The sequence below is a fragment of the Fictibacillus nanhaiensis genome (assembly GCF_036213205.1).
GTDB lineage: Bacteria > Bacillota > Bacilli > Bacillales > Fictibacillaceae > Fictibacillus > Fictibacillus nanhaiensis_E.
In genome coordinates, this window is the sequence record NZ_JARMFC010000009.1 from 38,386 (window position 1) to 64,796 (window position 26,411).

The window sequence follows — 26,411 nt, forward strand, 5'->3', positions numbered from 1 at the left end:
GCCTTATTTTTCATCATCAGGTTTAGCAATATTAACAGCAGGCATCTCACTATTCATATAATCAGTAGGATGACCATCGGTTTGTTGATTCTCGTCATAAAAATAAGCATTGATCTCTTGTTCTGCATGAGCAGTCGGATCTTCAATGGGTTTATGATTCTTGCGTTTTTGGTCCACAGCTAATCTCCTTTTTTACATGTTTCACAAGCTTTAAATACTTCTTCATACTGAAGTTTTTCATTCGCATCAAACGTATGGTTGCTAAATTGAACAATGCCTTCTTGATCAATAACAAAACAAGATCGAATGGCAGTTCCATTCTCTTCGTCAAGAACACCGAACTTCTGCGTTACTTTTTTATGCCAATCGGCTAAAAGGGGATAAGGTAAAGTTCCAAGAGCTGCCGCAAAGACATTGTGTGAGTATATGTGATCAACACTGATCGCAAGCACTTCCGTATTGGCATCTTCAAAGCGTTTGTAATCCTCTTTCCAAGAGGTTATTTCCTTAATTCAGCCAGGTGTAAAATCTAGCGGATAAAAGGCCACAAGGACATTCTTCTTCCCTTTAAAGTCTGATAATGAAATATCTTTTTTTAATGTAGATGGTAACGTAAAATCGGGTGCAAAATCACCTTTTTGTAGCAACTATCCCACCTCCTTGCGTCTTTAAGAATATACTTCCCCGAACATATAAAAGAAAACGTTGGAATATATAGTCATTGCATGGTGTTGTCTTAAAAGCTGAAGACTTATAAAAACCATTTCAAGACTTATAAATTTTTTTGAGGACGTATAATAAAGTTTGGAGACTTATAAAAGAATTTTTCAGTACAAAAAAGCCAGGGAATGCAAATCCCTGACTTCATTTTTACTATTTTGTTTCAGTATCTACTATGATTTCAACTGTTTCTTCAGTTTTATCTTTAAAAACATCTTCTACTGCCAAAATTGTCGCTTTAATAGCTGCATGTAGCTTTGCATTTTTAGAAGCGTGCTCAGCTGCTAATGAACGAATGACATATTATTTTAACGCATGAAACTTTGATGATGTTTGTACGTATTTTATGTATAGAAAAAAGGAGGAATTTTCATGAGAAGTGCGAATCCCGCTTTAAAAGGCTCAACTTTTGATAAGTTCAGGGGGACGTCTTTTAGCAAGAAAATGACTTTATCAGGAACAGTAAACAAAACGTTTATTCTACTGCTTGTTTTAATGGCTACTGCTATATTTACATGGTATCAATACAATTTAGGTAACCCCGTCGGTCATTTTATCGTGATCGGTTTGGTCGGAGGTCTTGTTACAGCATTAATCGTTGCATTTGTTCCTAAAACAGCACCATTACTTGCACCGTTATATGCTGCACTGGAAGGTCTTGCGGTAGGGGGAATATCAGCCAACTTCGAAGCTCAATTCAATGGCATTACATTGCAAGCTGTCGCTTTAACATTTGGAACGTTGTTCGCCTTATTGCTCGCATATATGTTTAGGATCATAAAAGTCACTCACAATTTCCGTTTGATTGTTTTCTCAGCGACTATGGGAATCATGCTTGTTTATCTTACAAGCTTTATCTTAGGTTTTTTCGGAATGAGCGTACCTTATCTACACAGTACAGGTCCGATTGGGATTGGAATTTCACTGTTTATCGTTGTGATCGCCGCATTAAACTTAGTGTTAGATTTTGATTTTATCGAATATGGAGCAGATCGGGGAGCTCCTAAATATATGGAATGGTACGGTGCTTTTGGGCTAATGGTCACGTTGATCTGGCTGTACTTTGAAATCTTACATTTGCTTGCAAAATTAAGAAGAAACTAAAAAAGAGAAGCCAACAAATGAACTGCACCCCGAATTTTAGACACAGTCTTAAATCTGGAGGTGCTTTTCTTATGTCAGTATGTTTATCCATCTGTAGATCGTCCAGCATCCTACGCCTATATTTACTGCATATAATGCCGCTAGCATGACTTTGTTACGATGAGTAACGAGCTGCACGAAATATAACGTTCCCCATAGGATGAGAATAAACAATGTCCATATGAGGCTTCTTTCATTTCCTTGCATGACTGCTCCATAGCTAAAGATCCATGTATATGGAAGTAAGAGGCTTCCCGTAACAAAGTACATGCTATGAACACCGTGGGTTTGAAGCTTGCTTGCTAGTGGTGCTCCTTTAATCATTACCCCATATAGCAAACAAATCCCAATCATCACACCGAGAAAAAATCCGATCTGGAAGATGTCATAAAAGAAAGCTGGCAGTACAGAAAACGCCTCCATCCAAAACAATCTGCTAAAAAAGAGAATCGTTAATCCAAACAATGTATAAGGGATGGAATAAAGAGTACGAATCCCCTTCCAAACTGTATGACCTAATAAGAGTAAGCCATAAATAAAAAACAAAAAACCAAGCAGTTTGCTGGAAAAAAGCATAAGAAAACTGTATAAACAGAAAAGAACGGCAAACGCAATATGATAGAAGTAATCATATGTTGTATGCCTAGCTTTTTCAAGCGTATTATTTATTAGAATCATGTTGCACCTGCCAAGACTAGTCGTGTTTATACATTTATCGTCAAAGACTGGTTATTTTTCAAGTTAGTCCTTTGGCACTTTAACCACGCCTCGAATGTGCCAGAGATGAATGAGCTCTAATCGTTTTCGATATTGTTTCGCCTGAAGCCTGCCTTTTTTGTATCTTTTCTTCAATAGCTGCATATAATCTTCAATCTTGATATGATAGTCATCCATTCTTTTTACCCACCCTCACCAATTATCTCATTGTCATATTCCCGAAATTAGTCGAAATGTAACATGAAATTTTAAATAAATGAGTAAAAGTAAGAAAAAAGGATTACTCTCCTAATTGCTTAATATCGTTCAATAAGTCAGTGTACACTTTCACATCTTCTAACAAACCACTCTTCTCTAAGAAATCAGGGGTTAGTTCTCCGTTTTCTACCGCAGTTAAATATTTATCTATTCCATCTTGGAATGTTTGATTCTGTTCCATCACCTGATTATGAATATCTTCGAATACAGAAGGTGGTGAAAGTTCATTAAATTCCTCAATCGTCGTATTCATTTCTTGAAGTGCCTTCTCTAACTCAACACGTGCATTTTGATCTGAGACAGCTTTCTCCGCTAATGAAGGAATTTCTTTAGAAAATTGTTGTACATCGTTAATGTATTCTGTTGCTTCTGGTACATAATTAATACCGTTCGTTACGTCTTCCACCGCTGAACAGCCTGTAAGAACACTGAACGATAAAAGAACAGCCACTATTGTTTTTTTCATTTTAATCTCCTCATTTCATTAAATTTATCTTTATTTATTTTTATTTGAGGCTATATAAATTCGATTTTCACTTGTTTTTTATACGTCTTGACTGCAATTAAGTTTCAAAATAGGACATTCTAATACTAGTTAAAAACGGAAAGGCTGATAACATGTCAAAAAAAGATAAAGAAAATGAAGGTAAAAAAGATTTATATCTAGACGTTGACCGTATGATGAATGAAGGAATGGCAGGAGGTACGGTAGCTGATAAAAAGGATTTAAATCAGATCAGCTATGATTCAGGAATCGATGATCAAGAAGAACCACCAATAAAAGTAGATAAAAAGAAGTAGAGCCGCTCATTTTGAACGGCTCTTTTCAATTGATGATTATGATCGTAACTTATTCATCCTATGCAGTACTTCAATCTAATAGCAGCATAAAAAAACCTCCCCTATTAACTAGAGAGGTCTGCCCAAACCAAAATAAGTATCACAAAAAAACAGGCCTGTAATGAAGTCCTAAAAATAGGCAGAGAAATCCTATCTAGCGTTCTACTTTTTATTCAAGTAAAATAGCTAAAATCAGATTAATTGCGCATTGGACGAATACACCTGTTCCTTCCGTTGTTTTTCTAGTCGTCAAGAACACACTCGCTACTCCTGCACCCAGTTTAAGTTTACCTTTCGCTGATTAGCCCCAGGTCGTGTATCTTTTAATAACCGAATAAATAACAACCCTTTTCGATAAAAAGCTTGAACAGGCTCCTGTAAAACTTTTTCGGGCAGATGAATTTCTCGATTAAATGTGCCGAGTTGAAATTCCTCCGAACTTAAGTGATAGGAATCTAACGTTAACGATAACTTCCCCTGCACGGTCAGCTTAAACGGATCAACCATAACTTCAACATCCTCTGTACGATTCAAACCTGGCAGTGCCAACACACAGCATATTTCCTGTGGTGTGTCATAAATGTTACAAAGAGGACTCTCATTATTTTGATTAGCATTCGACCTTTGATTCTGATTTGGTGTAAAGAACTGATCACCAAAGTATTCTTCAGCCATCCTCTTCCAGTCCATCATTTGTTTCCAAGTGTCCAATTCAATCACCTCTTATGAAGGCGGCCCTAAAGGAACAGAAGGAGTATCCGGATCCGGAATCTGAGGGGCAGGACCTGTAAAACCGCCTGTGTTAAATAATTGCGATATCGGCTGTATAACCCCGGCGCTTCCTATTTGGAGCACAGATGAGTTTTGTATGCCATCCACTCTTATCTGCTGAATAACGATTGTCTGACTAACAAAAAGGTTCATGATTCCTCCTCCTCACTTTCCGGATAAGGATTTGTTAAGAAATTACGAACATGCTTAACACGTGATTGAAGCTTTAAATCATTAACTGATCCAATATGAAGGATCGATGAACTGGAAACCCCAAGAATATCTATTTTCCCTACTCTAATATAAGGGTTAGCATGATACGTTTGTTTTACCTTATACACTGGACACACAGGAACTAATACGGGCTGTGAAAAAACTTTGTATTTGCTGTATGGAACATTGAACGTCCCAAACTTTGTACTTTCTCTTTGAATAGCAAGAGCAGCAGAGAAACTATTGATCTTGTCAGTATCTCCTGTTTGTAGGACACCTGAGTTAGCAAGAGAATTCAGGATGACACAGTCTACGACAGATGTTCGATACATAGAGCACCTCTTATAGGGGAACGAGTGATGTACCTAAAACCAATGATTCAGGCGGTGTGTCAAATGCGGATCCTAGACTGATACAATCTGTATCTCCGATTAATACGACCGATGACAGCCCAACGCCGATGATGTGAATCTCTCCCACAAACAACTCATGATTGGTTACGCAAAATTTCACTTTCATCCCCTCCAGTAGACTTAGAATCTCTCAAATGCACGATAAAGGTTTCGATTCCACGATAGATGTCCTCTTTTGTTTTTTGAATAATGTCTCTTCTGCCCCGCTCATCCTTGGGCTCATATTTTGTTAGATAGTGCTTAATTCTTCCAGGAACTTGTCGCTGTACATCTTCTAATATAAAGATTCGATAAGGTTCATCTAAAGGTATATTCATTTTACTTTCAAGTGATTTTAAATAAACAGGAGCCTCTTTCTCAAAAAAGCCATCCATCACTTGAATCATCTCACGGTAGTTTGGATTTTCAATCGTACTTCGTTCCATCTTTCCTGGCATTTGAAGGGTGTTCTGACCAATATTAAACTGTTCGATCAAGTCTTTGCTATCATCCGAGTGACCGAGCCCGATGTGCAAGGTGCCTTCGAGCTTTTCTATTTTTAATTGATCAAACTTATATTCTACATTTTGAGGTTGAGACGATAGATCGCTCACTTGTTTCTTTAATGCTTTTATCTGGTCTTCTAAGTCTCTTATCTTATCATTTTGATCGAGAATCATCTGTTGAAGCTTGCTCAAGTAATAGTTGCTCTCTTCATTCATACAATCAGCTCCTTAGTTAGATGTATGCCCTCTACCTAAGGAATTTGCTTGTTAACTAAAAATTTGCTACGGCATTACTGTCATTTACATCAGGGTCTTGCGTAAACGTAACATTATAGCCGTTCTCTAGACGAAGATTATCCCCTGTATTGAACGATCCCGCTCCTGCATACGTCTTTGCATAACTTACTGGGCATATGGTCTGGACATCTCCCACATGAAAAACGCTGCCGCTCGATATGGAGTTTACTGATACAGATCCCACTATTGCTGGCATATACGTTCATCCCCACTTTCAAGTACTTCTCACATGATATGCATACGCCCAATCTTTTGTGCCTAAACCTTCCCATTCACCATTAGGCTTCTACCTACATAAATTATCTGTAAAGGACGACGTCACAATCGTTATTTTTTTAGAAAAAGGGAGGTGCTAATAGTGCCCTGTTTAATTGTAGCTCCTATTAATATTAATGCAGCAGAAGGGGTTGTGAATTTTGGCGATACCCTCGTCATTAATCCCAAATCTACAGGTAAAGGATATAACGGCTCTGGCGGAGGTAACACAGGGAATTTTATACAGACGACCAATGTGGTTAACGCAACAAACACATTAGATCCTGATATCTTTGATTCTAATAATGCCGGCAATGCTTAGGGGGTATGAGAATGTTAGGCAAAGGTCCATTAATGCCTTTTTTTAATAACCGTTCTATGGATGACTGGCTAAAATCTTTTGATCAATACGTCAATAAAGGACTCACTCAATTTGAGAAATTTGCTGACCAGATGTCATTTGAAGTGGATACAGAAGAAACAGCGGACGACTATAAGATTCGTGCAAACCTGAAAGACTATAACCCAGAAGACCTTCAGATTGAAATCCTCAATCAAGGACTTCAGATTAAAGCACAACGCGAAGAAATACGCTCTACAAAAAATAAACGAACGGGACATTTTCAACAAAGGAAGTCCATGAAACGAACGGAGCGGTTCGTACAATTGCCTTTTATGTTTCGAAATGAAGATGTAAAAGCTCAATATACGAATGGGATCTTAGCCATTTCTGTTAATAAAAATGGCGGAGAAGTGATGAATCCGACTGTACCTATACAAGTGACTTCAAACGATACCGGCGATACAAGTGCTGAGAACAGCATGAACCTCACCAACACAGCTGATGTAACAACGAACGACGAGCAGTTTGAAGAGTAGATGAAGCATTTCGTTTTCGATATGTACTTTTACTACAATAAAAAATGCTGACATGAAAGGATGATGCGTTCAACCTTTTCTGTCAGCTTTTTCTTTTATCTTCCTAGTGTCGGTGCTATCCAAACCTCCCCGGTTCCTTCAAAAACGTGCAGGTAACCCTCTCCACTTGTCGCCGATCCGATGATAGAAGAGGAAGCTCGTTTTACAGAAAAATCGATATCCCCTTTTCTTAAAAGTGCAAAGTTTCCATCCACTTGTAGTTTTTCATCATGAAGCTGTATCTTCATAATCTGTTGAAGGGGAACAGGACTTTGAAGCACGCAAAATCCAGAGCCTCTTAATCTCGTTTGAAAGAGTCCATCTTCTCCTTTTATAGAAGACGTTAGTTTTTGCCTGGCTACTCCTAATTGCACGGATGGTTCTGCCGCATAAAACATTCCGCGATCAGCAACAACTTCTTCGTCGTTTAAGTTCAACAACAAATAATGACCATATGACGGTTCTAGAAAGATTTCTCCCGTTCCCTCATACAAAGGCTTGAACAGTGATTCTTCTGTTAATATATTGGAAGCCATCTTCTTCATGAACCCTCCAACTCCACCTGCATTGCTTTTCAGTCCTAGATCACCCTTCATAAACTGCAATGCTCCTGCCTCAGCTTGAACAGCTCCTTGGCGCAAAGTGATACGAACTTGTTTTAACGATATTCCGGTTTCTTTCGCATAATACGAGGAACTTGAACCTGCACTTGTTACAGGCAGTTGCTTATATTCAAGGACTTCAAATGTCGCTCGACGTCCTTCTTGTTTTTCAATAACGTTAAAAAGAGATTCATTCATAACCATCATCCTCCTCTTCCTAGCATAACAAACTCTGACTTTGTTTAAACGAAGCGTGTTATAATTCACACAAAGATATTGGTTAAATTTAAAAGAGAGGCGTGATTAGACGTGCAAAACAAAATCGTTCTTGTAACAACTGACTCATTTGGTACTGGCAATGATCCTGCTCTTGGAGAAAACGTAATGGAAACGTATTTTACTGTTCTAAAGCAGCAATCCGATCTTCCTGCTGCAATCTTTTTCATGAATCGTGGCGTGTATTGCCTCACAGAACAGTCTCTATGTTCTCTTCATCTTAAAGAAATGGAAGATAAAGGTGTTAAAGTATTCGCCTGCAAGACATGTGTTGATCACTATAACGTAGAAAATGAGCTGGCTGCTGGCGAAATTTCAGGAATGGCACATTTTGTAGAGCTATCTGCTACATATGAAGTTATTACGATTGCATAATATATAAGAATTTTAATAGCTTATATAGCACTCGATGTTGGGATTGAATGTGGTTGATTTCCGCTCCAGGTTGCTCGCTTTCCGCGGGGCAGGCGGTGAGCCCCTTGCCGCTTTGCGCCCTTAAGGGTCTCACCTGACCGCCAGTCCCGCAGGAGTCTCGCACCTTCCACTCCAATCAACTTGCACTGAAGTGAAGAAAAAAATTCAACGCAACAATCCTCGAGCAAAAAAGAAGATTATCTACTTTCCATCTTCTTTTTTCTACAAATTTTCGAGGCATTAAAAAAACGTACACCTAGCTTGCTGGTGTACGTTTTCTGGTTTTATCTTCTTTCTTCTCGAATAATTCTCTTTTCTCTAGTCGTGCCTTCGTCTCGGACAACGGGCTCTTCTCTAATCACCGTTTCACGATGAATGTGATCTGCTTTTCTCACTGAAAATAGCCGTTTTAATAACATGCCGACTACCCCATACACAACGATGGCTACGATCGTAGACAATTCTACTATGAATCCATTGGCTAGTTCGATGTTTGGAAAAATCGCTGCAAATGGTAGAAGAAGCGGTTGACTCAGTCCGTATATGAGCTGTACAAAAGCAGCTCCTTCATTTGCATTAAACAGTTGAAAAATAAAATGTAAAACTAAGATTAGCTGAATGATGCCGACTATGAATGAAATAATTGTGGCTGGAACGGAACGCCTCATCGCAATTCCCTCATTTCATTGGATTTGCTACTAAACATACCCTTCTTTCCATAACATTATGCATTCTCGATCGGTTTACCGCACTTGTCATACTGAAGCAACCATTCTTCAGTAAAATCCACCAGTTCTTTCTGTGCAATCAACCGGCAATCAGCACTTCCTACTTTTCCTTTTTTGACAGATTGACTATTTTTCTCGTAAACCTCTCCAATCTCTTCGAACAATTCTTCTCGGTAAGAAATTTGAGTGAACGACTTCCATACTCGTTGTCCATCGCTTAAAAATGGACCTGCGTTTTTTTCTGTACTCGGTGTCGGAACACGATGTTCGGCTAAGTGTATGGAGGTATTCGAATCATAACCTACACCTAGCAGCAGAACATGCCCCTGAAGTTCATAAACTCTCCCAAGTGGTGACTGTTCACCTAAACCGAAGTCCACTGAATGATCGTTTATGATCGTTTCTTTATTTTTACCCCATGCAGCAAAAGATTCTGTTGGATGATTACTTCTTAAAACACCCGGAAACGTGCGAAAGGCTTCTACAATCGCTCCCATAAAATATGTCGGTGTTACAGCTGGATCAAACGCTGGCATCTCTTCTATTATTGTTGGCCACCAATCCTTTGGAACTGGTGGATTCAACCACCCTGCCGGATCAGAATAATGTGCCGTATGTGTAGGCATAACCAATGTTCCTTCTTCTGTAATAACGTCCATTAACGCTTGTACAACGGCCACAGGCCCTCCTACCACCCAACCTAGTGACTTCAAACTAGAATGAACGATAACGGTCATCCCTTTTTTCAGTCCTAGTCTTCGGAGATCTTCCGCTAAAGACGTTCTCGTTTTCGGATAATCTGTATGTAATTCTATGCTACTCACGCTTCTCACAACCTTAAGTTTTTTATGTACCACCATTATACCAAAAAGAAATGGAATACTTTGGTTATGATTGTTTTTGATTATTTTTGGTTGTTTATGATTGAAAAATGTAAGGGCTTACGCTACAATGTTGTCAAAGATAGAGAACATATGGAGGTGTCAGGATGCTTACACCTGAAAGACATCGTAAAATCATTGAAGTATTAGGCGAAAAGTCAGTAGTAACTATACAAGAACTCGTTGAAGTAACTAATTCATCTGAGTCTACAATACGCAGGGATCTCAGTCAGCTGCAAAAAGAAAAGAAACTAAAACGCGTTCATGGCGGCGCTTCCCTTACTCAGCAAAAAAGTGAGGAATTAAGTGTATTTGAAAAATCAGAGAGAAATTCTTCAGAAAAAGAAAGAATTGCACAATATGCTTGCGACTTAGTCGAGACTGGAGATTGCATCTATCTCGATGCAGGCACGACAACGCTAAAGATGATTCCTTATCTTAAGGATAGAGAGATCACAGTTGTAACGAATGCCATCTCCCACCTTGAAGCGTTAAGTCAGCACGAGATTAAGACGTATTTGATAGGCGGCCTCGTTAAGTCTAAAACGAAAGCACTTGTCGGAAGCAGTGCGATTAAGAGTTTGAGTTCGTACCGATTTGACAAGGTGTTTCTCGGAATTAACGGCATTCACATTGACGCTGGTTTTACTACTCCGGATCCGGAAGAAGCAGCCTTAAAAGGATTAGCGATTTCCCTTTCACAAAAAGGATTTATACTAGCCGATCATACTAAGTTTCATGAAACTTCGTTCTCAAAAGTAGCAGAACTAAGTGAGGCGATCATTATAACGGACGATATTGATGATGACGTCATCTATGATTTTCAAGACAAGACAGAAATAAGGGTTGTGACATCATGATTTATACTTGCACACTGAATCCGTCCATTGATTATGTAGCTCGAGTGGATGATTTTAAAGAAGGACAGTTAAACCGTACGTCAGATACATTTGTATACCCTGGTGGTAAAGGCATCAACGTTTCACGCGTCCTGAAGCATCTTGGGATAGACAGTACTGCACTTGGTTTCACTGGTGGTTTTACAGGTGCTTTTATCAAAGACTTTTTAACAGAAGAACAAATTCTTCATGATTTTATTAATGTTTCAGAAGTTACAAGAATTAATGTAAAGCTCAAATCTCTTAAAGAAACTGAGATTAATGGTCAAGGACCTTCAATCTCTATAGAAAATCAACTCGAATTACTGCAAAAGATCAACAACATGAGCGAAGGTGATTTCCTCCTTCTTGCTGGAAGCATTCCACCATCGATCTCAGATGATTTTTATGCAGATATCACTGAAAAATGTAATAAAAAAGGAATTCATGCCGTGATTGATACTGCTGGAGAGGGACTGCTCAAGACTTTACCGTTTCGGCCCTATTTGATTAAACCAAACCATCAGGAACTGGGAGAACTTTTTCAAGCAGACGTTAACAGCAAAGAGGATGCTATTTTTTACGGTAAAAAGCTGCTAGAAGCCGGTGTACAAAATGTCATCGTATCCATGGCTGGAGATGGAGCGATCTTTCTTGATCAAGAACGCGTACTCTTATCAAACGTACCTGTGGGAACCGTTAAAAATTCAGTAGGTGCTGGAGATTCTGTTGTAGCAGGTTTCCTTTCTCAGATCATCCAAGAGCGTGACCTCTCAACCGCGTTTCAGTACGGAGTTGCGGCAGGAAGTGCGACTGCTTTTTCAGAAGACCTATGCACATTAGAACAAGTTGAATCTTTACGAAAACAAATCGTCATAGAAGAAATACGGTAATAAGGAGGAATTAAGATGAAAATTACAGATGTATTAACAAAAGATACAATCTTATTAAACTTACAGTCTCAATCTAAAGAAGCCGTCATAGATGAACTGATTGATAAACTCTATGCAGCTGGAAAACTGAATGATAAAAAAGCTTATAAAGAAGCTATATTAAAAAGAGAAAACCAAAGTACTACGGGAATCGGAGAAGGAATAGCCATACCACATGCAAAAACGAATGCCGTTAGCGAGCCTGCCATCGCTTTCGGTCGTTCAACAGATGGCATCGACTATGAATCCTTGGATGGCCAGAACGCACATCTTTTCTTTATGATCGCCGCATATGAAGGCGCTAACAACGATCATTTAGCGACACTTTCCAGACTTTCTAGCTTTTTAATGGACCCTAACTTTAGAAAAAGTCTGGAAACTGCAGCAACGGAAAAAGAAATACTAGACGCGATCGACGCAAAAGAAAAAGAGATACAAAAAGAAGAAAACCCTACCTCTTCTTCTTCTAAACAAAAGATACTAGCTGTTACAGCTTGTCCTACAGGCATTGCTCATACGTATATGGCAGCTGATGCGCTAAAAGCAAAAGCGAAAGAAATGGATGTCAACTTAAAAGTAGAAACCAATGGTTCGAGCGGAATTAAAAACGCACTTACAAAAAAGGATATTGAAGAAGCTCATGCAATCATAGTCGCTGCAGACAAACAAGTTGAATTGGAACGCTTCAACGGCAAACATGTGATTCAAGTTCCAGTAGCTCAAGGCATCCGAAAGCCTGAACAGCTCATTCAGCAAGCGTTGGATCAAGATGCTCCTGTTTACAACAGTAGCGGAGAAGCATCGAATGTTGATGAGAAGAAAACTACTTCTCCAGGAAGATCTGGGTTTTATAAACACTTGATGAGCGGTGTGTCCAACATGCTTCCCTTCGTTGTTGGTGGAGGAATTCTAATTGCGATCTCGTTTATTTTCGGGATTAATGCAGCTGATCCGAAAGATCCTTCTTATCATCCGATCGCTGAAGCACTGAGCACGATAGGTGGCGGTAACGCGTTTGCTCTTATGATTCCTGTTTTAGCAGGTTTTATTGCGATGAGTATCGCAGATCGTCCAGGATTTGCTCCAGGTATGGTTGGAGGATTCATGGCGGCTACAGGTGGAGCTGGTTTCCTTGGTGGGCTGATTGCTGGTTTCTTAGCAGGATATCTAGTTCTTGGATTAAAAAAGTTGTTTAAGAGCTTACCTCAATCATTAGAAGGAATCAAACCTGTTCTTCTTTATCCATTATTCGGCATACTTCTAACCGGTCTGATCATGATGTTCATTGTGATTGAGCCCGTTAAAGCATTGAACGACGCATTAACGTTGTGGTTAAAAGGAATGGGAACTGGAAATCTCGTGTTCTTAGGTTTAATCCTAGGCGGAATGATGGCCGTCGATATGGGTGGACCTATCAATAAAGCAGCTTTCACATTCGGTATCGCGATGATCGATGCAGGTAACTTTGCACCTCATGCAGCCATTATGGCTGGTGGCATGGTTCCACCGCTTGGACTAGCACTATCAACAACATTATTTAAAAAGAAATATACAAAAGCAGAGCGAGAAGCAGGTAAGACAAATTACATTATGGGAGCTTCCTTTATTACTGAAGGTGCTATACCATTTGCTGCTGCCGATCCTGGTCGGGTAATCCCAGCAGCTATTATCGGTTCCGCTGTAGCTGGTGCTTTATCTATGGTATTCGGTATCGGACTACCAGCACCACATGGAGGCGCGTTCGTTATTCCAATCGTGAACGGAAATCCTTTGTTATACGTATTAGCAATTCTGATCGGTTCAATCGTTACCGCTTTTATTGCTGGTATCCTGAAAAAAGAAGTTCAAGAAGACAAAAAAGAACTCGCAGCGTGATGTGAGGGATAGAAAATGAAACAGAAAAAGGATAAAACTAACTCGCATTGGCGATAAGTTTTATCCTTTTTTGGTATTTTATTAAAATTGAAATAGTTCTTCTCAAACAGAGTTTTAATCCGAAATGTGGAGGTGGCTCGTTCAGTCCCGACAAGTAAAAGTTGAATGGGCTATGAAGGCTCACTTTGCTCATCACAGACTGTTTAACTTTTGACCTCGAGGGGCTAGTCACTAGAACTAGGCAGGAGGCTTGCCGGTCGCCCCATGGAAAGCGAGCAACCTGGAGCGGAGATCAACTACTATCAGAGCTACTAAGTAAATTGAAAAAGCTTTTTAGTTTGATAATTAAAATTCTCTCGGAATCCATTCACCAAGAAGCTCACCCATCTTAACTCTTCCTTTTTTTCCAGTGAACTTCAAAGCACCTTTTGGAATACACAATACAACGGTAGAACCAAACGAAAAATACCCAAAAGAATCTCCTCTTTTTACAACAGATTCATGATTTGTCCGTTCAATCGTATTTACATTCAAAGCACCAACCATAACATGTGCAAGAGGTTGACCACCTGCATTCATTCTAGTAACTAATCTGTAGTTACGTGTTAATGGTCGTAGTCCATGACGTAATCCAAGCTCGTTGACCGGGGCAGCTTCTCTTCCTAGTGTGTAAACGGACTCAACTTCAGCATCCAGTGGTACATGCACTTGATGATAATCCGTAGGACTTAAATAGAAAACAAATACTTGTCCCCCGCTGTATCTCTTTGCTTCTGATTCAGATCCTAACAACTCGGCCACCGTATATTCCTGCCCCTTTACGGTAAAACGGCTCTCTTCAGTAAGATGATCTACAACTGATAACACAGCGTCACAAGGACTCACAAATGCATGATCTTCTGGTGGGATTGGACGAGCATCAGATTTTAAATCACGGATAAAAACATCATGAAGAGAATGATACTCTTTTAGCTCACGAGTCGCTTCGTTTATATTTATCTTATATAATCTCACAAATGAAGGAATGAAAGGTTTACTTACTTTTGATTGTGCGAATTTTTTTAATGAACGTGCCACAACTGGATGTCCGTTCAGTTCAAATAGATTTCTATAAAATCTAGTCATGTTCATGCTCTATCACCTAACTTTAATTTAGTCTATGAATGTTATCATTATTGATAACGGTTTTTATTTGGCATTTTTTGATATACATACAGTATAAAGCATTCTACTAAATATATCAGCGTTCCCTCTTCTTAATTGCTCTTCTTAGGCTCAGGTACTAACATCTGAACGAGCTTAACCTTTTTATTATGCTTCGAAGGTCTGTTTGGCACATATTTGCCGATCAGTTCCTGCATTCCCTGACTAAGCTCTTCCCACTCTTCATCACTTAAATAAAGATCCAACTGGTTATATCCGAAAATGTCTGTTTTAAGGTCCGTATTGCCGTTAAAGTAAGCTTCCACCTCGCCAGTTACACTGGATACAAACGTCATAAACATTTTCATATGCTCTTCTTTAGACAAATTGGCTGCCTCTTCGGCGGTAATATAAGTTGAGTTTTGATTCATAGCATACGTCCGTTCTACAGCACCACGGACTTTTTTTTCTTGTACTACATAAATGATCTCATTTTTACTAAGAAGATTTAAATGCCTGTATAGCGTGGCTTGAGGAACTTCAGATACCCATTCTTTTAATTCCATTACGGTAGCGGGACCTTTGGAAAGCTGCTGTATAATTTTCATTCGAACAGGATGTAAGATAAAATCTGCTTTACTTTGCATAATACAGAATCATCCTTTTTTTATTATTGTTATCAATAATGATAATAATAAACCTTTTTATTGTCAATGAAAAAGAAGCATCCCGAAAGATGCTTCTCATTAATTGTTATGCTGCTGTATGATTCTTATCTAATTGATCAGTTTTTTTTTGCCCGATACTCCAACCTGTATAAGCAAGTAATAATGTGAACATTGGAGACAGCCATAAAAATAAAGCATATGGAATATAATCGATAACCGAGACTCCTAGAGTTGATGCAAAGAATGCACCACTCACGCTCCAAGGAACGAGCGGGTTCACAAGTGTTCCACCATCTTCTACCGTTCTAGATAAGTTTTTTAACGGAACTCCTGATTTAATATATGCATCCTTTAAAGCCTGACCTGGTAACAGGATGGAAAGATACATTTCTCCTGCAAGCAAATTGATTCCTACTGAAGAAGCTAGGGTAGTCGCGATTAACTTGCTTGCTTTTTGAGTTGTGTTTTTCACAGCTCCAAACAATAGCTCAAACATTCCTAACGCTTGGATGACTCCACCTAGTCCTAATGCAATTAGTACAAGTGAAATCGACCACATCATAGACATTAATCCACCTTTATTTACGATGGTATCTACTGTTTCATTACCTGTCTGTGTTTGTAAACCATTCTGCATAACATTGATCACTTTTTGTAGCGTCAGGTCTGGTACTAAGAAGAATCCAACGATGATTGACACCGTTACTCCAGCTAAAAGAATAGGAATGATAGGCAATTTACGGAATGCCAAAACCAATACAACGACTGGTGATATCAAAGTTAACAGATGGATTGGAAATTCACTCGAAAGCACGGATTGAATCTCTTTGATCTCTTGAAGATTCGCATTGCCTCCACTACCACCAAGTACGAAAAAGGCAATAGCAGTCAGAATGAATGCCGGAACCGTTGTCCACATCATGTGTCGAATATGATCAAACATATTTACGCCAACGACTCCTGGTGCAAAGTTTGTTGAGTCAGACAGTGGTGACATCTTGTCTCCGAAACATGCTCCAGAGACAATAGCTCCAGCAGCTAATGCTGGGTTCACACCAAGCACGTGACTGATACCCATTAATGCTACACCAACCGTACCAACAGTTGTAAATGAACTCCCTGTAAAAGAAGAAACAATAACTGTAATGATGAGTGCACTTACTGCAAACCACTCAGGCTGAATGATATCCATTCCGTAAAATAATAATGTAGGAACTGTTCCACTTAACATCCAACTTGCAATAACAAGTCCTACTGTTAAAAGAATCATGATCGGCTGCAATCCGGCTATGATTCCGTTCAATATTCCTTTTTCTATTGTCTTCCATGGTGCGCCGAAGACAACGCCTACTGCTCCCAATAAAATCAAGCAGGCTAATAAAGGTATATGTGGTTCAACTTTTATATACACGAGACTCGTGAACATCACAGCAAAAATCATTGTAAATAATCCAAGAGCCACCGGTAACTTCATTTGTTTTTTCATGAAAATCTCTCCGTTCATCTTCTTACACTTATTTACTTAAACGCTTTTACGCGTTGAAGCGTGTTGGTAACTGTTATAATACTAACGAACTTTACAGAAGCTGTCAACATTACAAACATGGTAAATTAAAGAAGACATATTTATGGAGGGCTGTATGAATAGAATTAGAAGTTCAGTGAAAGCATTAATCATTCATGATCAACATGTTTTAACAATAAAAAAAGGAAACGAATATGAAGCGAAATATGTTATACCAGGTGGTGGACAGGATTTTAATGAATCTTTATCAGACGCTGTGATTCGAGAATGCTTAGAAGAACTTGGTGTAAAAGTAGAAGTTGGTCCATTGTTGTGGGTTCGGGAATTCATTAGCAAAAATCACATTGTGAATCAAAAAGAGGAGGACGGAATACATATTGTAGAGCATATATTTGAAGCTTTCTTAGAGAATGTCCCAAAACAATTTCAGCCGCTTTCTCCAGATTCTAGTCAATTAGACATCAAGTGGCTTTCGATCGATCAGCTCTCAGAGTATAATTATTACCCCCGTGATATCATTCCTTTGATTCAGGATATGAGCTTTTCCAAATACAAAGGACCTACTTATGTTGGCGATATTAATTAAAATTCTGAGCTGAAATCATTTTTTAATAAAAGGGGGAAATCACTTTGTGGTGGTTACTACTATTCATCATAGGGATTTTAACATTAGCATTTATCATAGATTACAGAAGAAAGAAAAGAAATGATAAACATATTAGTAGCGTTGATCCTAGTGTAAGAAAAGGTGAAGTTGGTAGTCATTGGAATAGTGGTGATGGTCCTAATGGATTATAGTCACATAAAAACCGCTAAGGATAGTAATTCCTCTGCGGTTTTCTGTGTGACTTTGCTGTTTTCTATTAATTATCTTCCCCGCCTCGCAAAATCCACAAATCGAAAACGATCTAGACGATGGCGAGATTCAGTGTATTGAAAGAGGCTCGCATCTTCCAAGTACACATAGTTTTTTACAACGACAATATGTTCGAAAGTACCGAGATCCAACAATTTCTTGTCTTCTTCTGTACAATCTACAACGACAATTTCCTTTTTTGCAAAACTGATCTTCAGTCCCAACTCATTCTCTAAATAAGCGTAGATGGACCGTTCAGCAATTTCTTTCGTGAGCTTTGGTACGTATTTTTTTAAAAAGTAATCCTTGTCCAAAATGATGGTCTCTCCATCAAGTTGTCGTGATCGAATGACTTTCCATGTTAGCTCTTCAGGCTCTGTTTGAAGCTGCTGCTGTAGAAACTCATCAGGCTCGATCAAACCAAACTCATGAACTGACGTTACACTGTTTTTCCCCATGGACTCTGATAACTCTTGAAAACTTACCAAGCCCGAAACAGGGAAGCTAAACTTGTTTGTCTCTAGAACAATCGATCCTTTACCACGGATTTTTTGTATAAAGCCATTTTGGGATAGGAGGTTTAGTGCCTTCCTGACCGTTTCCCTCGATGTTTCGTATTGGTCAGCTAAATCGTGCTCGGATGGAAGCTGATTATTGGCTTTTAAGACACCATCTTGAATTTGAGTAGATATTTCTTGATAGATCTCTTGAAATTTATTTTTTCTCATCATTATTCACCATATTTAGTGTAGCATTATTTTTTCAAGTGAAAAACGATAGATTCATACGGTCTTAATGAAAATGAAGATAGATCTGTAGGTGTTCCCTCATAGTTACTGATCAACACTTCCGCAGATAGACCTGTAAGATCAATGGATTTTGGCAACTCAAAATCTGTGCTATTACCATAGAAGTTGTTTACGACAAGCAGTTTATCACCATTGTCTGCGTTACGAACATATGCGAAAATATCAGGATGATCTTCAAGGATTAATTGATAGTCACTGTATGTTATTACATCTAGTTCTTTTCTTAGTTTATTGAGCTTTTGGTAATGATAAAAAATAGATTTTTCATCTTTTATCGCTGCCTCGGCATTAATTTCTTTAAAGTTAGACGCAACCGGTATCCAGGGTTCCCCTGTCGTAAAGCCAGCATTTTCGCTATCATTCCATTGAACAGGCGTACGAGAATTATCACGTGATTTATGCTTTAGAATTTCTAGAACTTCCTCTTCGGTATAATTTTCTTTTAATAGATTGAACATATTTAACGACTCTACATCACGGTATTGATCAACCTTTGTGAATTTAGGGTTTGTCATCCCAAACTCTTCACCTTGATAAATATAAGGTGTCCCTTGCATCATATGAATCGTAGTCGCAAGCATTTTTGCGGATTGTACACGGTATTCACCGTCATCACCGTAACGTGATACGATTCGTGGCTGGTCGTGGTTGCACCAGAATAAAGCGTTCCAACCCCCACCCCTATGCATCTCAACTTGCCATGTTGAAAGAATTTCCTTTAATTTAAGAAAATCAAAATCAGCGATACTCCATTTCTCACCATTTGGATAATCAACTTTTAAATGATGGAAATTGAATGTCATACTTAATTCGTTTCGGTCAGGATTCGTATACTTGACGCAGTTATCTATCGTTGTAGATGACATCTCACCTACTGTGAGCACATCGTATTTTGAGAACACTTCCTTGTTCATCTCTTGCATAAATTCATGCACGCGCGGTCCATCTGTGTAGAATTTCCGTCCGTCTCCTGGCGCTATAGAGCCATCATCGTTAGGGAAATCTTGATTTTTTGAAATCAGGTTAATCACATCTAAACGGAAGCCATCTACCCCTTTTGCAAACCAATAGTTCATCATCTCATAAACTCTTTGACGAACTTCTATGTTTTCCCAGTTCAGGTCCGCTTGTGTCACATCAAATAAGTGGAGATAGTATTGCCCGGTTTCCTCATCAAACTTCCATGCCGATCCACCAAATTTTGAGATCCAATTAGATGGCTCTTCACCTTCGACGGAATCTTTCCAAATATAAAAGTCACGATAAGGGTTGTCTTTTGATGAGCGTGATTGTTGAAACCATTCATGCTCTGTACTTGTATGGTTTACTACGATATCCATAATGATTTTCAAATCTCTTTGGTGAGCCTCTTGAAGAAGACGATCAAAATCCTCCATCGTTCCGTAATCTTCAAAGATTTTATAATAGTCCCGGATGTCATATCCGTTGTCTCGTTGAGGCGAGTCGTAGATCGGAGTTAGCCATAATACATCTACTCCTAAATCTTTTAGATAATCTAATTTCTCTATGATTCCGTCGATATCTCCTGTTCCGTTTCCTGTCGTATCGTTAAAGCTCTTTGGATAGATCTGATAAACAACAGATCGTTTCCACCATGGTTCTTTCTTCATACTTTCACCGCCATATATGTTTTAGTAATGAAAACAACCGGAAATAAAATGTTGCTATCCCGGTCGTTTTTGTTTAATTGTCTTACTTAGATTTTTTTACTTTTGCATAAAGGTACGTTAATACAAACGGTACGACAAGTGCGATTCCCATACCGATAAAGAATGATCCCCAGCTTCCTGGCAGAATTGAAAGGAATCCTGGTATACCGCCAACGCCAATGGATGACGCACGAACACCCGCAACTGTAATTACGATTCCAGCGATTGCAGAACCAATCATCGCAAAAATGAACGGATAACGGAAGCGTAAGTTCACTCCGAACATCGCTGGTTCAGTGATTCCAAGGTATGCAGATAATGCTGAAGTTCCAGCAAGTCCTTTAAGCTTTTCATCTCGTGTTGCTACAAACATCGCAAGCGCAGCTGATCCTTGTGCAATATTGGATAGTGCAAGCATTGGCCAGAGAAAAGTACCACCTGTGTTAGAAATTAGCTGTAAGTCCACTGCTAAGAACGTATGGTGCATACCCGTAACAACAAGTAATGAGTAGAACCCACCATAGATCAAGCCGCCTAACCATGCAAAGTTATCAAAGATTGATACGAAAAAGTCTGTAACGCTATTACCAATCGTGAACGTGATCGGTCCGATAACGATAAATGCTAAAAATCCTGTTACTAGTAATGTGATTGGAGCTACCAATAATAGTTGCAAAGCATCAGGAATACGTTTTTTCAAGAAAAGTTCGATTTTCGCTAAGAAGTAAGACGCGATTAGAACGGGTAACACTTGACCTTGATAACCCACTTTTTCAATTGGCAGACCAAATAAGTTCCATGTTGGAATATCCTTTGTCTTCCCGTAATCCCATGCGTTCAAAAGGTCTGGATGGACAAGCATCAATCCAAGAACGATACCGAGTAAAGGACTTCCGCCAAACTTTTTAACGGCTGACCAACCGATCAGACCAGGTAAGAACACGAAAGCAGTATTCGCGATCAAGTTAATCATTCCAGCAAGATCAGCCCAGTTCTGGTGAACATCAATGAATGATTTCTTATCATAAAAAATACCCGGACCAGTCAGAATATTGTTGATCCCCATCAATAGACCTGCCGTTACGATTGCAGGAAGAATTGGGATAAAAATGTCTGCTAACGCTTTTATCGCTCGTTGAAGTGGATTAAGCTTTTTACTCGCTTCATCCTTGATGTCTTCTTTTGACGCGCGCCCTGTACCTGTAATATCAATGAACTCGTTGTACACTTTGTCGACCGTTCCTTGCCCAATCACGACTTGATATTGACCGTTTGTTGAAAAAGAACCTTTTACGAGATCAATGTTCTCCAGAGCTTTCTCATCTACTTTTCCTTCATCTTTAAGAGCAAGACGAAGGCGCGTTACGCAGTGAGTAGCTGCTGATATATTTTCTTTACCACCGAGAGCTTCGACGATTTGTTCAGCTGATTCGCGTATTTTGCTCATTCTGTTCCCTCCTAGAAACCGTTTCCATTTCATTTGTTAAAAAAAGCGATATTACTCTATACCCTTAATTAACATTCAATGAAAACTTGTTTACTTCTTTAATATGTCTAAGCGTTTTCATAAAAATCAAAACTTGTATATACATCTTACAAAAACAATTTAACCTGTATATACAAATATGTCAATCACTTCGATTACTTGGTGGAATTTACCGTTGTGAGCTACTTTTTCTTTTCTCCTTATTTTTTGCTATAATCTGTTACATATAGAGAAACGAGAATAAAGGAGATTTTATGATGTCACCTAAAAAAGCACTTACGATTGCAGGATCAGATACAAGCGGTGGAGCTGGTATTCAAGCTGATTTAAAAACCTTTCAAGAGCTAGGCGTATACGGAATGACTGCTCTTAATGTTGTGGTTGCACAAGACCCACATCGTGAATGGTTTCATGAAGTATTCTTGCTTCCAAGCGATCTTTTTAAAGCACAATTAGAAACAGTTGTCTCCGGAATCGGTGTTGATGCGCTTAAAACAGGCATGCTAGCTTCAATTGAAGCTATCGAGATTACTGCAGATCTGATTGAAAAACACAATCTTCAAAACGTGGTAGTAGACCCTGTTATGGTTTGTAAAGGTGCAGAACCTCTTCACCCTGAACTCGCTAGTACATTACAAAATGTTTTGGTACCTAAAGCGACGGTTGTAACGCCAAACCTATTTGAAGCTGCACAACTTGCTGGTATGGAACCGATCACAACAGTTGAACAGATGATGGAAGCGGCTCATAAAATTCAATCTAATGGAGCTAAATATGTAATCGTTAAAGGCGGCGCTAAATTAGAACATGAAAATGCAGTTGATGTCCTTTATGATGGACAAGAATTTGAAGTTTTAGAATCTGAAAGAATTGAAACAACGTGGACGCATGGCGCAGGATGCACATTCTCAGCCGCGATTACAGCAGAACTTGCTAAAGGAAAGCCAGTCCGAGAAGCTATCTTAACAGCAAAAGATTTCATTACAGAAGCAATCGCAGCAGGTTTTGAATTAAACCAATATGTAGGACCAACATGGCACGGCGCTTACCGTGATAAATTAAACAAATAATTTATGGAGAGACTGATCCTGTTGATTAGTCTCTTTTTTATGATTCACAAACTTGATGCTTTTGAAAGTGGTTGATTTCCGTTCCAGGTGCTCGCTTTCCGCAGGGCAGGCGGTGAGCCACATTTGTACGTTTCACTTTTAAGTGTCTCACCTGCCCGCCTGTCCTGCAGGAATCTCGCATCTTACACTTCAATCAACAAATCATAGAAGACAACATTTGAAAGCAACAATCTTTTAGAAAAGCGTTTTTATTAAGGAGATAACTGCTTATCCCATGAGACACTTCTCGCAGGAGGCAAAGCGCAGAAAAAAGCGAAATAAAGTTTGCAAAAAAAATCTTTGTTATTCTACTTTGAATCCTAAACGTCTTCAATGACTAGTTGATTGGAAAGGAAGATGGCAAGACTCCTGCGGGAGCAGCGGGACAGTTGAGACTCCTAAGGACGCAAAGCGTCGAGGAGGCTCAACGTACGCCCCGCGGAAAGCGAAGCCACCTGGAGCGGAAATCAACTACTTTCATACAACAGAGAGTAAATAAAACACAGGCATATCATACACGTTATTTTGAGTTTTGAATTATAATAAGTACATCTATTCTGCACTGGAGTGTGAAGATATGCAGCTCATACAGACTAACGAGGTCCAGGAAACACTGGATCAGCTTATTGGAAAAGATCTTTATTTACATTTAGAAACAACCAATGGCGCATATGCCAATCATAATAACGAGAGTGTTCTAACCGTTAACGCATATATCCGAAATGGTAAAGTCACACCTTTATCAGGAAAGATCATGGGGAGCGGTCCATACCGTGTTGGCTTAAAAATTGAGCTAGGATGGATTTATGCAGAGGGGTTAACACATTGGGAATTTGATTCTGAAGGAAGATTACTTATGGCAGGTCACGATGCTGAAGGTAGACTTGCTGTAGCTCTTCAACTTAGTTCTTCCCCATTTGACGTATAAGGAGGTTATATTTTATGGATGATCATTTACTCGTGATCTTTCCCCACCCAGATGATGAAGCATTCGGGGTGTCTGGAACGATTGCTCAACATACAAAAAAAGGTCTACCCGTTACTTATATTTGCTTAACGCTCGGCCAGATGGGTAGGAATATGGGAAACCCGCCATTCGCTACACGCGAATCGCTTCCACTTATTCGTCAAAAAGAGCTAAAAGACGCTTGTGACGCAATAGGCATTCAAGATCTGCGGCAATTTGGATTACGCGACAAAACAGTAGAGTTCGAAGATGAGAAATTTTTAGCTGATCAATTCTTAGCTGTAATTGATGAGGTAAAGCCTACTCGCCTTATCACTTTTTATCCAGGATATAGCGTACATCCTGACCATGAAGCTACAGCAAGAGCGGTAGTTCGTGCGGTGGAAAGCATGCCTGAGATGGATCGCCCGGAACTATTATGTGTCGCTTTCGCAAAAAATTCTGAGGCCGATCTTGGAGCACCACATGTTGTAACTGATATCTCGGATGTTTTTGAAGAAAAAATGAATTGCATCAAAGCACATCGCTCTCAAACACAATGGCTTGTTGATAGCGTTGATAAAGATCCAGCTATGCTCGCTTGGGTAAAGAATGAAAGATTTTGGCGTTACCCATTATAGAAACAACTATAAAATAACCCGTAATCCAAACTAGGATGCGGGTTTTTTTATGCGCAAATACTTGAATTTTCAAAAAAATGCACAAATCCATGTAGCATTTTCCTAATATTGTGGTATACTAATTGTAACAAATCGTTCACAATTTAGACGCTAATTCGTCAAAATTGTAAGCGTAAACAATACTTCAAGGGGTTGATTTGTAATGGATGTTTTTATGGTTTACTTATTTGTAGCGACTGCCACACCACTATTCTTATGGAATGATAGTCGTAAGTTAGCCTTATGGCAAACGCCGTTCATCGCCCTTTTATGGACTTACGTTGTGTTATTCATGGCTAATGATAGCTTAAGCTTATTCGTACACAGTTTCTTCATCACCGTATTTATCGCAAATGTCGTTTTTGCTCATTATGCAGCATACATCGTATGGGGTCGTCCATATTTGGCGAAGCGCAAGATGGAAAAAGCAAAATATTAATCTAAACTATAATCCCCTCTTTTATTAGAGGGGTTTTTGCATTTTATGGTATTTTTTCTCATTCAAATATCCTGATATACTCTTCCATATCCCGGTCTCACATTCCCTCATCTCCTATGACCTATATATCCCCTTTTTCTTCTGTTTTCTTCACTTTTTGCTTGTTTTCTACACTATCTCATCAATACCTGTTGTGTTTAAATCTTACCATGTTATACTCGTTACCGTTGAAATTTTGACCGGAAAACTAGTTGATATAACTTACAAAACAGGAGTGATTTTTAACAGATATGATTTTAAATGAATCAAAAAACAAACGAATTGTTATTAAAATTGGATCTAGTTCTTTAACGAGTAGACTTGGTGATATTAGTAGACATAAATTAGAGCGACTTGTTGATGAGGTCGTGAAATTGAAAGATGAAGGACACGAGGTGTTGCTCGTATCTTCCGGCGCAGTTGCCGCAGGGTATAGACGTTTAGGTTGTTTGAACCGTCCGACTTCCCTAGCCGAAAAACAAGCGGCTGCATCAATAGGACAAGGTTTGTTGATGGAATCTTACTCTGAACGTTTTATCTCTCACGGTTATACCGCTTCACAGATCTTAATTACGAGAAGCGACTTTTCCGACCGTGACCGTTATCATAACGCTCGAAATACGATTAACGTTCTTTTAGATCGCGGAATCATACCAATCGTAAATGAAAATGACACAGTTACAGTAGAGAGACTTAAGTTCGGTGACAACGACACACTTTCTGCTAAAGTAGCAGGACTTGTGGATGCCGATCAGCTCATCATTCTCTCTGATATCGATGGCCTGTACACGGATGATCCTCGAAAAAATCCTGATGCAAAACTCCTAACAAAAGTTAGTGAAATCACACCAGAAATTGAGGAATCTGCAGGAGAACCCGGAAGTGCAGTGGGTACAGGCGGCATGCGTTCAAAGATCGATGCAGTTAAAATTGCGATGGCATCTGGCATTTCATCTTTCCTTGGGAATGCAACATCACCAGATATCATTCACAAAGCAGTCATCGGCAAAGCTAGAGGAACATACTTTGTCCCTGGTAAAAATGAATTCAACCTGGATACAAAGCGTCAATGGATTGCTTTCCATTCTGGTCCAGAAGGTGAAATTGTGGTCTCAAATAAAGCTAAACAAGGCATTGATGAGCTCAAAAGCCTTTATCCTACAGGCATTCGCTACGTAAGTGGTCATTTTAAAAAAGGGTCTGTGGTTCGTATTAAAGATTTAGATGGAAATGAAGTTGGTCTTGGTGTTTCAAATTATTCTTCTAAGCAGTTAATCAAGATTAAAGGTATCTCTCGAGACGAGCTAGCTGATGTCGGACCTGAAGAAGCCATTAATAACAACGATCTAGTCTGCCACACTCGTCTGGCAGTACCTATTCACTAATATAAGAAGTAACGAAAAGTTGATATAAGAATGTGTGTTT

At 39.1% G+C, this 26,411-nt stretch carries 35 protein-coding genes; 15 read left to right on the forward strand and 20 right to left on the reverse strand.

The window, feature by feature from the left end; translation table 11 throughout:
* Positions 1 to 3: 3 nt before the first annotated feature.
* Together P4V41_RS11285 and P4V41_RS11290 are read right to left on the reverse strand one after the other, a co-directional pair.
* A complete protein-coding gene (locus tag P4V41_RS11285; RefSeq protein WP_328084988.1) occupies positions 4 to 177 on the reverse strand; it encodes a hypothetical protein in 174 nt (57 codons plus the stop codon).
* Between the two features lie 2 nt (positions 178 to 179).
* Positions 180 to 647, reverse strand: a complete 468-nt coding sequence (locus P4V41_RS11290; RefSeq protein ID WP_328084989.1) for a redoxin domain-containing protein — start codon at positions 645 to 647, stop codon at positions 180 to 182.
* A gap of 445 nt (positions 648 to 1,092) precedes the next feature.
* Between P4V41_RS11290 and P4V41_RS11295 the strand changes: the two genes are divergently transcribed.
* On the forward strand, positions 1,093 to 1,824 hold the full coding sequence (locus P4V41_RS11295) for a Bax inhibitor-1/YccA family protein (RefSeq protein WP_328084990.1): 732 nt from the start codon (positions 1,093 to 1,095) through the stop codon (positions 1,822 to 1,824).
* 69 nt (positions 1,825 to 1,893) lie between these two features.
* On the opposite strand, the gene P4V41_RS11300 is transcribed toward P4V41_RS11295, so the two are convergent.
* The 3 genes from P4V41_RS11300 to P4V41_RS11310 all read right to left on the reverse strand — a co-directional run bounded on the left by P4V41_RS11300 (position 1,894) and on the right by P4V41_RS11310 (position 3,304).
* Entirely contained in the window at positions 1,894 to 2,541 is a 648-nt protein-coding gene (locus P4V41_RS11300; protein ID WP_328084991.1) for a hypothetical protein, read from the reverse strand.
* 63 nt (positions 2,542 to 2,604) lie between these two features.
* Positions 2,605 to 2,757, reverse strand: a complete 153-nt coding sequence (locus tag P4V41_RS11305; protein ID WP_191754565.1) for a hypothetical protein — start codon at positions 2,755 to 2,757, stop codon at positions 2,605 to 2,607.
* Between the two features lie 103 nt (positions 2,758 to 2,860).
* On the reverse strand, positions 2,861 to 3,304 hold the full coding sequence (locus tag P4V41_RS11310) for a DUF6376 family protein (RefSeq protein WP_328084992.1): 444 nt from the start codon (positions 3,302 to 3,304) through the stop codon (positions 2,861 to 2,863).
* 152 nt (positions 3,305 to 3,456) lie between these two features.
* Between P4V41_RS11310 and P4V41_RS11315 the strand changes: the two genes are divergently transcribed.
* Positions 3,457 to 3,639, forward strand: a complete 183-nt coding sequence (locus P4V41_RS11315) for a hypothetical protein (protein ID WP_328084993.1) — start codon at positions 3,457 to 3,459, stop codon at positions 3,637 to 3,639.
* Between the two features lie 303 nt (positions 3,640 to 3,942).
* On the opposite strand, the gene P4V41_RS11320 is transcribed toward P4V41_RS11315, so the two are convergent.
* The 6 genes from P4V41_RS11320 to P4V41_RS11345 are packed head-to-tail and all read right to left on the reverse strand — an operon-like array spanning position 3,943 to position 6,053.
* A complete protein-coding gene (locus P4V41_RS11320) occupies positions 3,943 to 4,389 on the reverse strand; it encodes an Hsp20/alpha crystallin family protein (protein WP_197132664.1) in 447 nt (148 codons plus the stop codon).
* A 12-nt stretch (positions 4,390 to 4,401) separates the two neighbouring features.
* A complete protein-coding gene (locus tag P4V41_RS11325; RefSeq protein ID WP_197132661.1) occupies positions 4,402 to 4,602 on the reverse strand; it encodes a spore germination protein GerPB in 201 nt (66 codons plus the stop codon).
* On the reverse strand, positions 4,599 to 4,994 hold the full coding sequence (locus P4V41_RS11330; protein WP_328084994.1) for a spore germination protein GerPE: 396 nt from the start codon (positions 4,992 to 4,994) through the stop codon (positions 4,599 to 4,601). Before P4V41_RS11330 ends, P4V41_RS11325 begins: the two co-directional genes overlap by 4 nt.
* Positions 4,995 to 5,004: 10 nt before the next feature.
* The gene (locus P4V41_RS11335) at positions 5,005 to 5,181 is read right to left on the reverse strand and encodes a spore gernimation protein GerPD (protein ID WP_328084995.1); all 177 of its coding nucleotides are present in this window, start codon (positions 5,179 to 5,181) and stop codon (positions 5,005 to 5,007) included.
* On the reverse strand, positions 5,150 to 5,776 hold the full coding sequence (gene gerPC, locus P4V41_RS11340) for a spore germination protein GerPC (protein ID WP_197132655.1): 627 nt from the start codon (positions 5,774 to 5,776) through the stop codon (positions 5,150 to 5,152). Before gerPC ends, P4V41_RS11335 begins: the two co-directional genes overlap by 32 nt.
* A 55-nt stretch (positions 5,777 to 5,831) precedes the next feature.
* Entirely contained in the window at positions 5,832 to 6,053 is a 222-nt protein-coding gene (locus tag P4V41_RS11345) for a spore germination protein (protein WP_328084996.1), read from the reverse strand.
* 162 nt (positions 6,054 to 6,215) lie between these two features.
* Between P4V41_RS11345 and P4V41_RS11350 the strand changes: the two genes are divergently transcribed.
* Together P4V41_RS11350 and P4V41_RS11355 are read left to right on the forward strand one after the other, a co-directional pair.
* On the forward strand, positions 6,216 to 6,434 hold the full coding sequence (locus P4V41_RS11350; RefSeq protein ID WP_066391061.1) for a spore germination protein: 219 nt from the start codon (positions 6,216 to 6,218) through the stop codon (positions 6,432 to 6,434).
* An 11-nt stretch (positions 6,435 to 6,445) separates the two neighbouring features.
* Positions 6,446 to 6,991, forward strand: coding sequence for an Hsp20/alpha crystallin family protein (locus tag P4V41_RS11355; protein ID WP_328084997.1), 546 nt, complete (start codon positions 6,446 to 6,448; stop codon positions 6,989 to 6,991).
* Positions 6,992 to 7,086: 95 nt separating this feature from the next.
* Here the strand turns inward: P4V41_RS11355 and P4V41_RS11360 are convergent, their stop codons facing one another.
* Positions 7,087 to 7,830, reverse strand: coding sequence for an AIM24 family protein (locus P4V41_RS11360; RefSeq protein ID WP_328084998.1), 744 nt, complete (start codon positions 7,828 to 7,830; stop codon positions 7,087 to 7,089).
* Positions 7,831 to 7,941: 111 nt separating this feature from the next.
* Between P4V41_RS11360 and P4V41_RS11365 the strand changes: the two genes are divergently transcribed.
* Positions 7,942 to 8,283 carry a DsrE family protein gene (locus P4V41_RS11365; RefSeq protein ID WP_328084999.1) on the forward strand — a complete coding sequence of 114 codons (342 nt, stop codon included), beginning with the start codon at positions 7,942 to 7,944 and terminating at the stop codon, positions 8,281 to 8,283.
* Positions 8,284 to 8,606: 323 nt separating this feature from the next.
* Here the strand turns inward: P4V41_RS11365 and P4V41_RS11370 are convergent, their stop codons facing one another.
* Positions 8,607 to 8,990, reverse strand: a complete 384-nt coding sequence (locus P4V41_RS11370) for a YggT family protein (RefSeq protein ID WP_328085000.1) — start codon at positions 8,988 to 8,990, stop codon at positions 8,607 to 8,609.
* Between the two features lie 56 nt (positions 8,991 to 9,046).
* The gene (locus P4V41_RS11375) at positions 9,047 to 9,910 is read right to left on the reverse strand and encodes an aminoglycoside N(3)-acetyltransferase (protein WP_419181306.1); all 864 of its coding nucleotides are present in this window, start codon (positions 9,908 to 9,910) and stop codon (positions 9,047 to 9,049) included.
* Between the two features lie 128 nt (positions 9,911 to 10,038).
* Between P4V41_RS11375 and P4V41_RS11380 the strand changes: the two genes are divergently transcribed.
* From P4V41_RS11380 to P4V41_RS11390, 3 genes are read left to right on the forward strand one after another with little or no spacing between them, the layout of a single operon-like run.
* Positions 10,039 to 10,791, forward strand: a complete 753-nt coding sequence (locus P4V41_RS11380; protein ID WP_328085002.1) for a DeoR/GlpR family DNA-binding transcription regulator — start codon at positions 10,039 to 10,041, stop codon at positions 10,789 to 10,791.
* Complete coding sequence (pfkB, locus tag P4V41_RS11385) at positions 10,788 to 11,702, forward strand: 1-phosphofructokinase (protein WP_328085003.1); 915 nt, start codon at positions 10,788 to 10,790, stop codon at positions 11,700 to 11,702. Before P4V41_RS11380 ends, pfkB begins: the two co-directional genes overlap by 4 nt.
* 15 nt (positions 11,703 to 11,717) lie before the next feature.
* Entirely contained in the window at positions 11,718 to 13,616 is a 1,899-nt protein-coding gene (locus tag P4V41_RS11390) for a fructose-specific PTS transporter subunit EIIC (protein WP_328085004.1), read from the forward strand.
* 345 nt (positions 13,617 to 13,961) lie between these two features.
* On the opposite strand, the gene P4V41_RS11395 is transcribed toward P4V41_RS11390, so the two are convergent.
* The 3 genes from P4V41_RS11395 to nhaC all read right to left on the reverse strand — a co-directional run bounded on the left by P4V41_RS11395 (position 13,962) and on the right by nhaC (position 16,913).
* Positions 13,962 to 14,747, reverse strand: coding sequence for a phosphatidylserine decarboxylase (locus tag P4V41_RS11395; RefSeq protein WP_328085005.1), 786 nt, complete (start codon positions 14,745 to 14,747; stop codon positions 13,962 to 13,964).
* A 125-nt stretch (positions 14,748 to 14,872) separates the two neighbouring features.
* Complete coding sequence (locus P4V41_RS11400) at positions 14,873 to 15,406, reverse strand: helix-turn-helix domain-containing protein (protein WP_328085006.1); 534 nt, start codon at positions 15,404 to 15,406, stop codon at positions 14,873 to 14,875.
* A 106-nt stretch (positions 15,407 to 15,512) separates the two neighbouring features.
* Positions 15,513 to 16,913, reverse strand: a complete 1,401-nt coding sequence (nhaC, locus tag P4V41_RS11405) for a Na+/H+ antiporter NhaC (protein ID WP_328085007.1) — start codon at positions 16,911 to 16,913, stop codon at positions 15,513 to 15,515.
* Between the two features lie 154 nt (positions 16,914 to 17,067).
* On the opposite strand from nhaC, the gene P4V41_RS11410 reads away from it, so the two are divergent.
* Complete coding sequence (locus P4V41_RS11410) at positions 17,068 to 17,538, forward strand: NUDIX domain-containing protein (RefSeq protein WP_328085008.1); 471 nt, start codon at positions 17,068 to 17,070, stop codon at positions 17,536 to 17,538.
* Between the two features lie 44 nt (positions 17,539 to 17,582).
* The gene (locus tag P4V41_RS11415; protein ID WP_328085009.1) at positions 17,583 to 17,750 is read left to right on the forward strand and encodes a hypothetical protein; all 168 of its coding nucleotides are present in this window, start codon (positions 17,583 to 17,585) and stop codon (positions 17,748 to 17,750) included.
* A gap of 69 nt (positions 17,751 to 17,819) precedes the next feature.
* Here P4V41_RS11415 and treR read toward each other — a convergent pair whose 3' ends face one another.
* The 3 genes from treR to treP all read right to left on the reverse strand — a co-directional run bounded on the left by treR (position 17,820) and on the right by treP (position 21,734).
* On the reverse strand, positions 17,820 to 18,536 hold the full coding sequence (gene treR / locus P4V41_RS11420) for a trehalose operon repressor (protein ID WP_328085010.1): 717 nt from the start codon (positions 18,534 to 18,536) through the stop codon (positions 17,820 to 17,822).
* Between the two features lie 26 nt (positions 18,537 to 18,562).
* The gene (gene treC / locus P4V41_RS11425; protein ID WP_328085011.1) at positions 18,563 to 20,248 is read right to left on the reverse strand and encodes an alpha,alpha-phosphotrehalase; all 1,686 of its coding nucleotides are present in this window, start codon (positions 20,246 to 20,248) and stop codon (positions 18,563 to 18,565) included.
* An 82-nt stretch (positions 20,249 to 20,330) separates the two neighbouring features.
* On the reverse strand, positions 20,331 to 21,734 hold the full coding sequence (treP, locus tag P4V41_RS11430) for a PTS system trehalose-specific EIIBC component (RefSeq protein ID WP_328085012.1): 1,404 nt from the start codon (positions 21,732 to 21,734) through the stop codon (positions 20,331 to 20,333).
* Between the two features lie 296 nt (positions 21,735 to 22,030).
* Between treP and pdxK the strand changes: the two genes are divergently transcribed.
* The 5 genes from pdxK (at position 22,031) to proB (ending at position 26,371) form a co-directional block, all read left to right on the forward strand.
* Complete coding sequence (gene pdxK, locus P4V41_RS11435; RefSeq protein WP_328085013.1) at positions 22,031 to 22,843, forward strand: pyridoxine/pyridoxal/pyridoxamine kinase; 813 nt, start codon at positions 22,031 to 22,033, stop codon at positions 22,841 to 22,843.
* Positions 22,844 to 23,459: 616 nt separating this feature from the next.
* The gene (locus tag P4V41_RS11440; protein WP_328085014.1) at positions 23,460 to 23,810 is read left to right on the forward strand and encodes a YojF family protein; all 351 of its coding nucleotides are present in this window, start codon (positions 23,460 to 23,462) and stop codon (positions 23,808 to 23,810) included.
* A gap of 14 nt (positions 23,811 to 23,824) precedes the next feature.
* Entirely contained in the window at positions 23,825 to 24,469 is a 645-nt protein-coding gene (gene bshB2, locus P4V41_RS11445; RefSeq protein ID WP_328085015.1) for a bacillithiol biosynthesis deacetylase BshB2, read from the forward strand.
* 202 nt (positions 24,470 to 24,671) lie between these two features.
* Positions 24,672 to 24,947, forward strand: a complete 276-nt coding sequence (locus tag P4V41_RS11450; RefSeq protein ID WP_066243203.1) for a spore morphogenesis/germination protein YwcE — start codon at positions 24,672 to 24,674, stop codon at positions 24,945 to 24,947.
* 290 nt (positions 24,948 to 25,237) lie between these two features.
* Positions 25,238 to 26,371 (forward strand): glutamate 5-kinase, encoded by a 1,134-nt coding sequence (proB, locus tag P4V41_RS11455; RefSeq protein WP_198771305.1) that lies wholly within the window; start codon positions 25,238 to 25,240, stop codon positions 26,369 to 26,371.
* Positions 26,372 to 26,411: the final 40 nt, after the last annotated feature.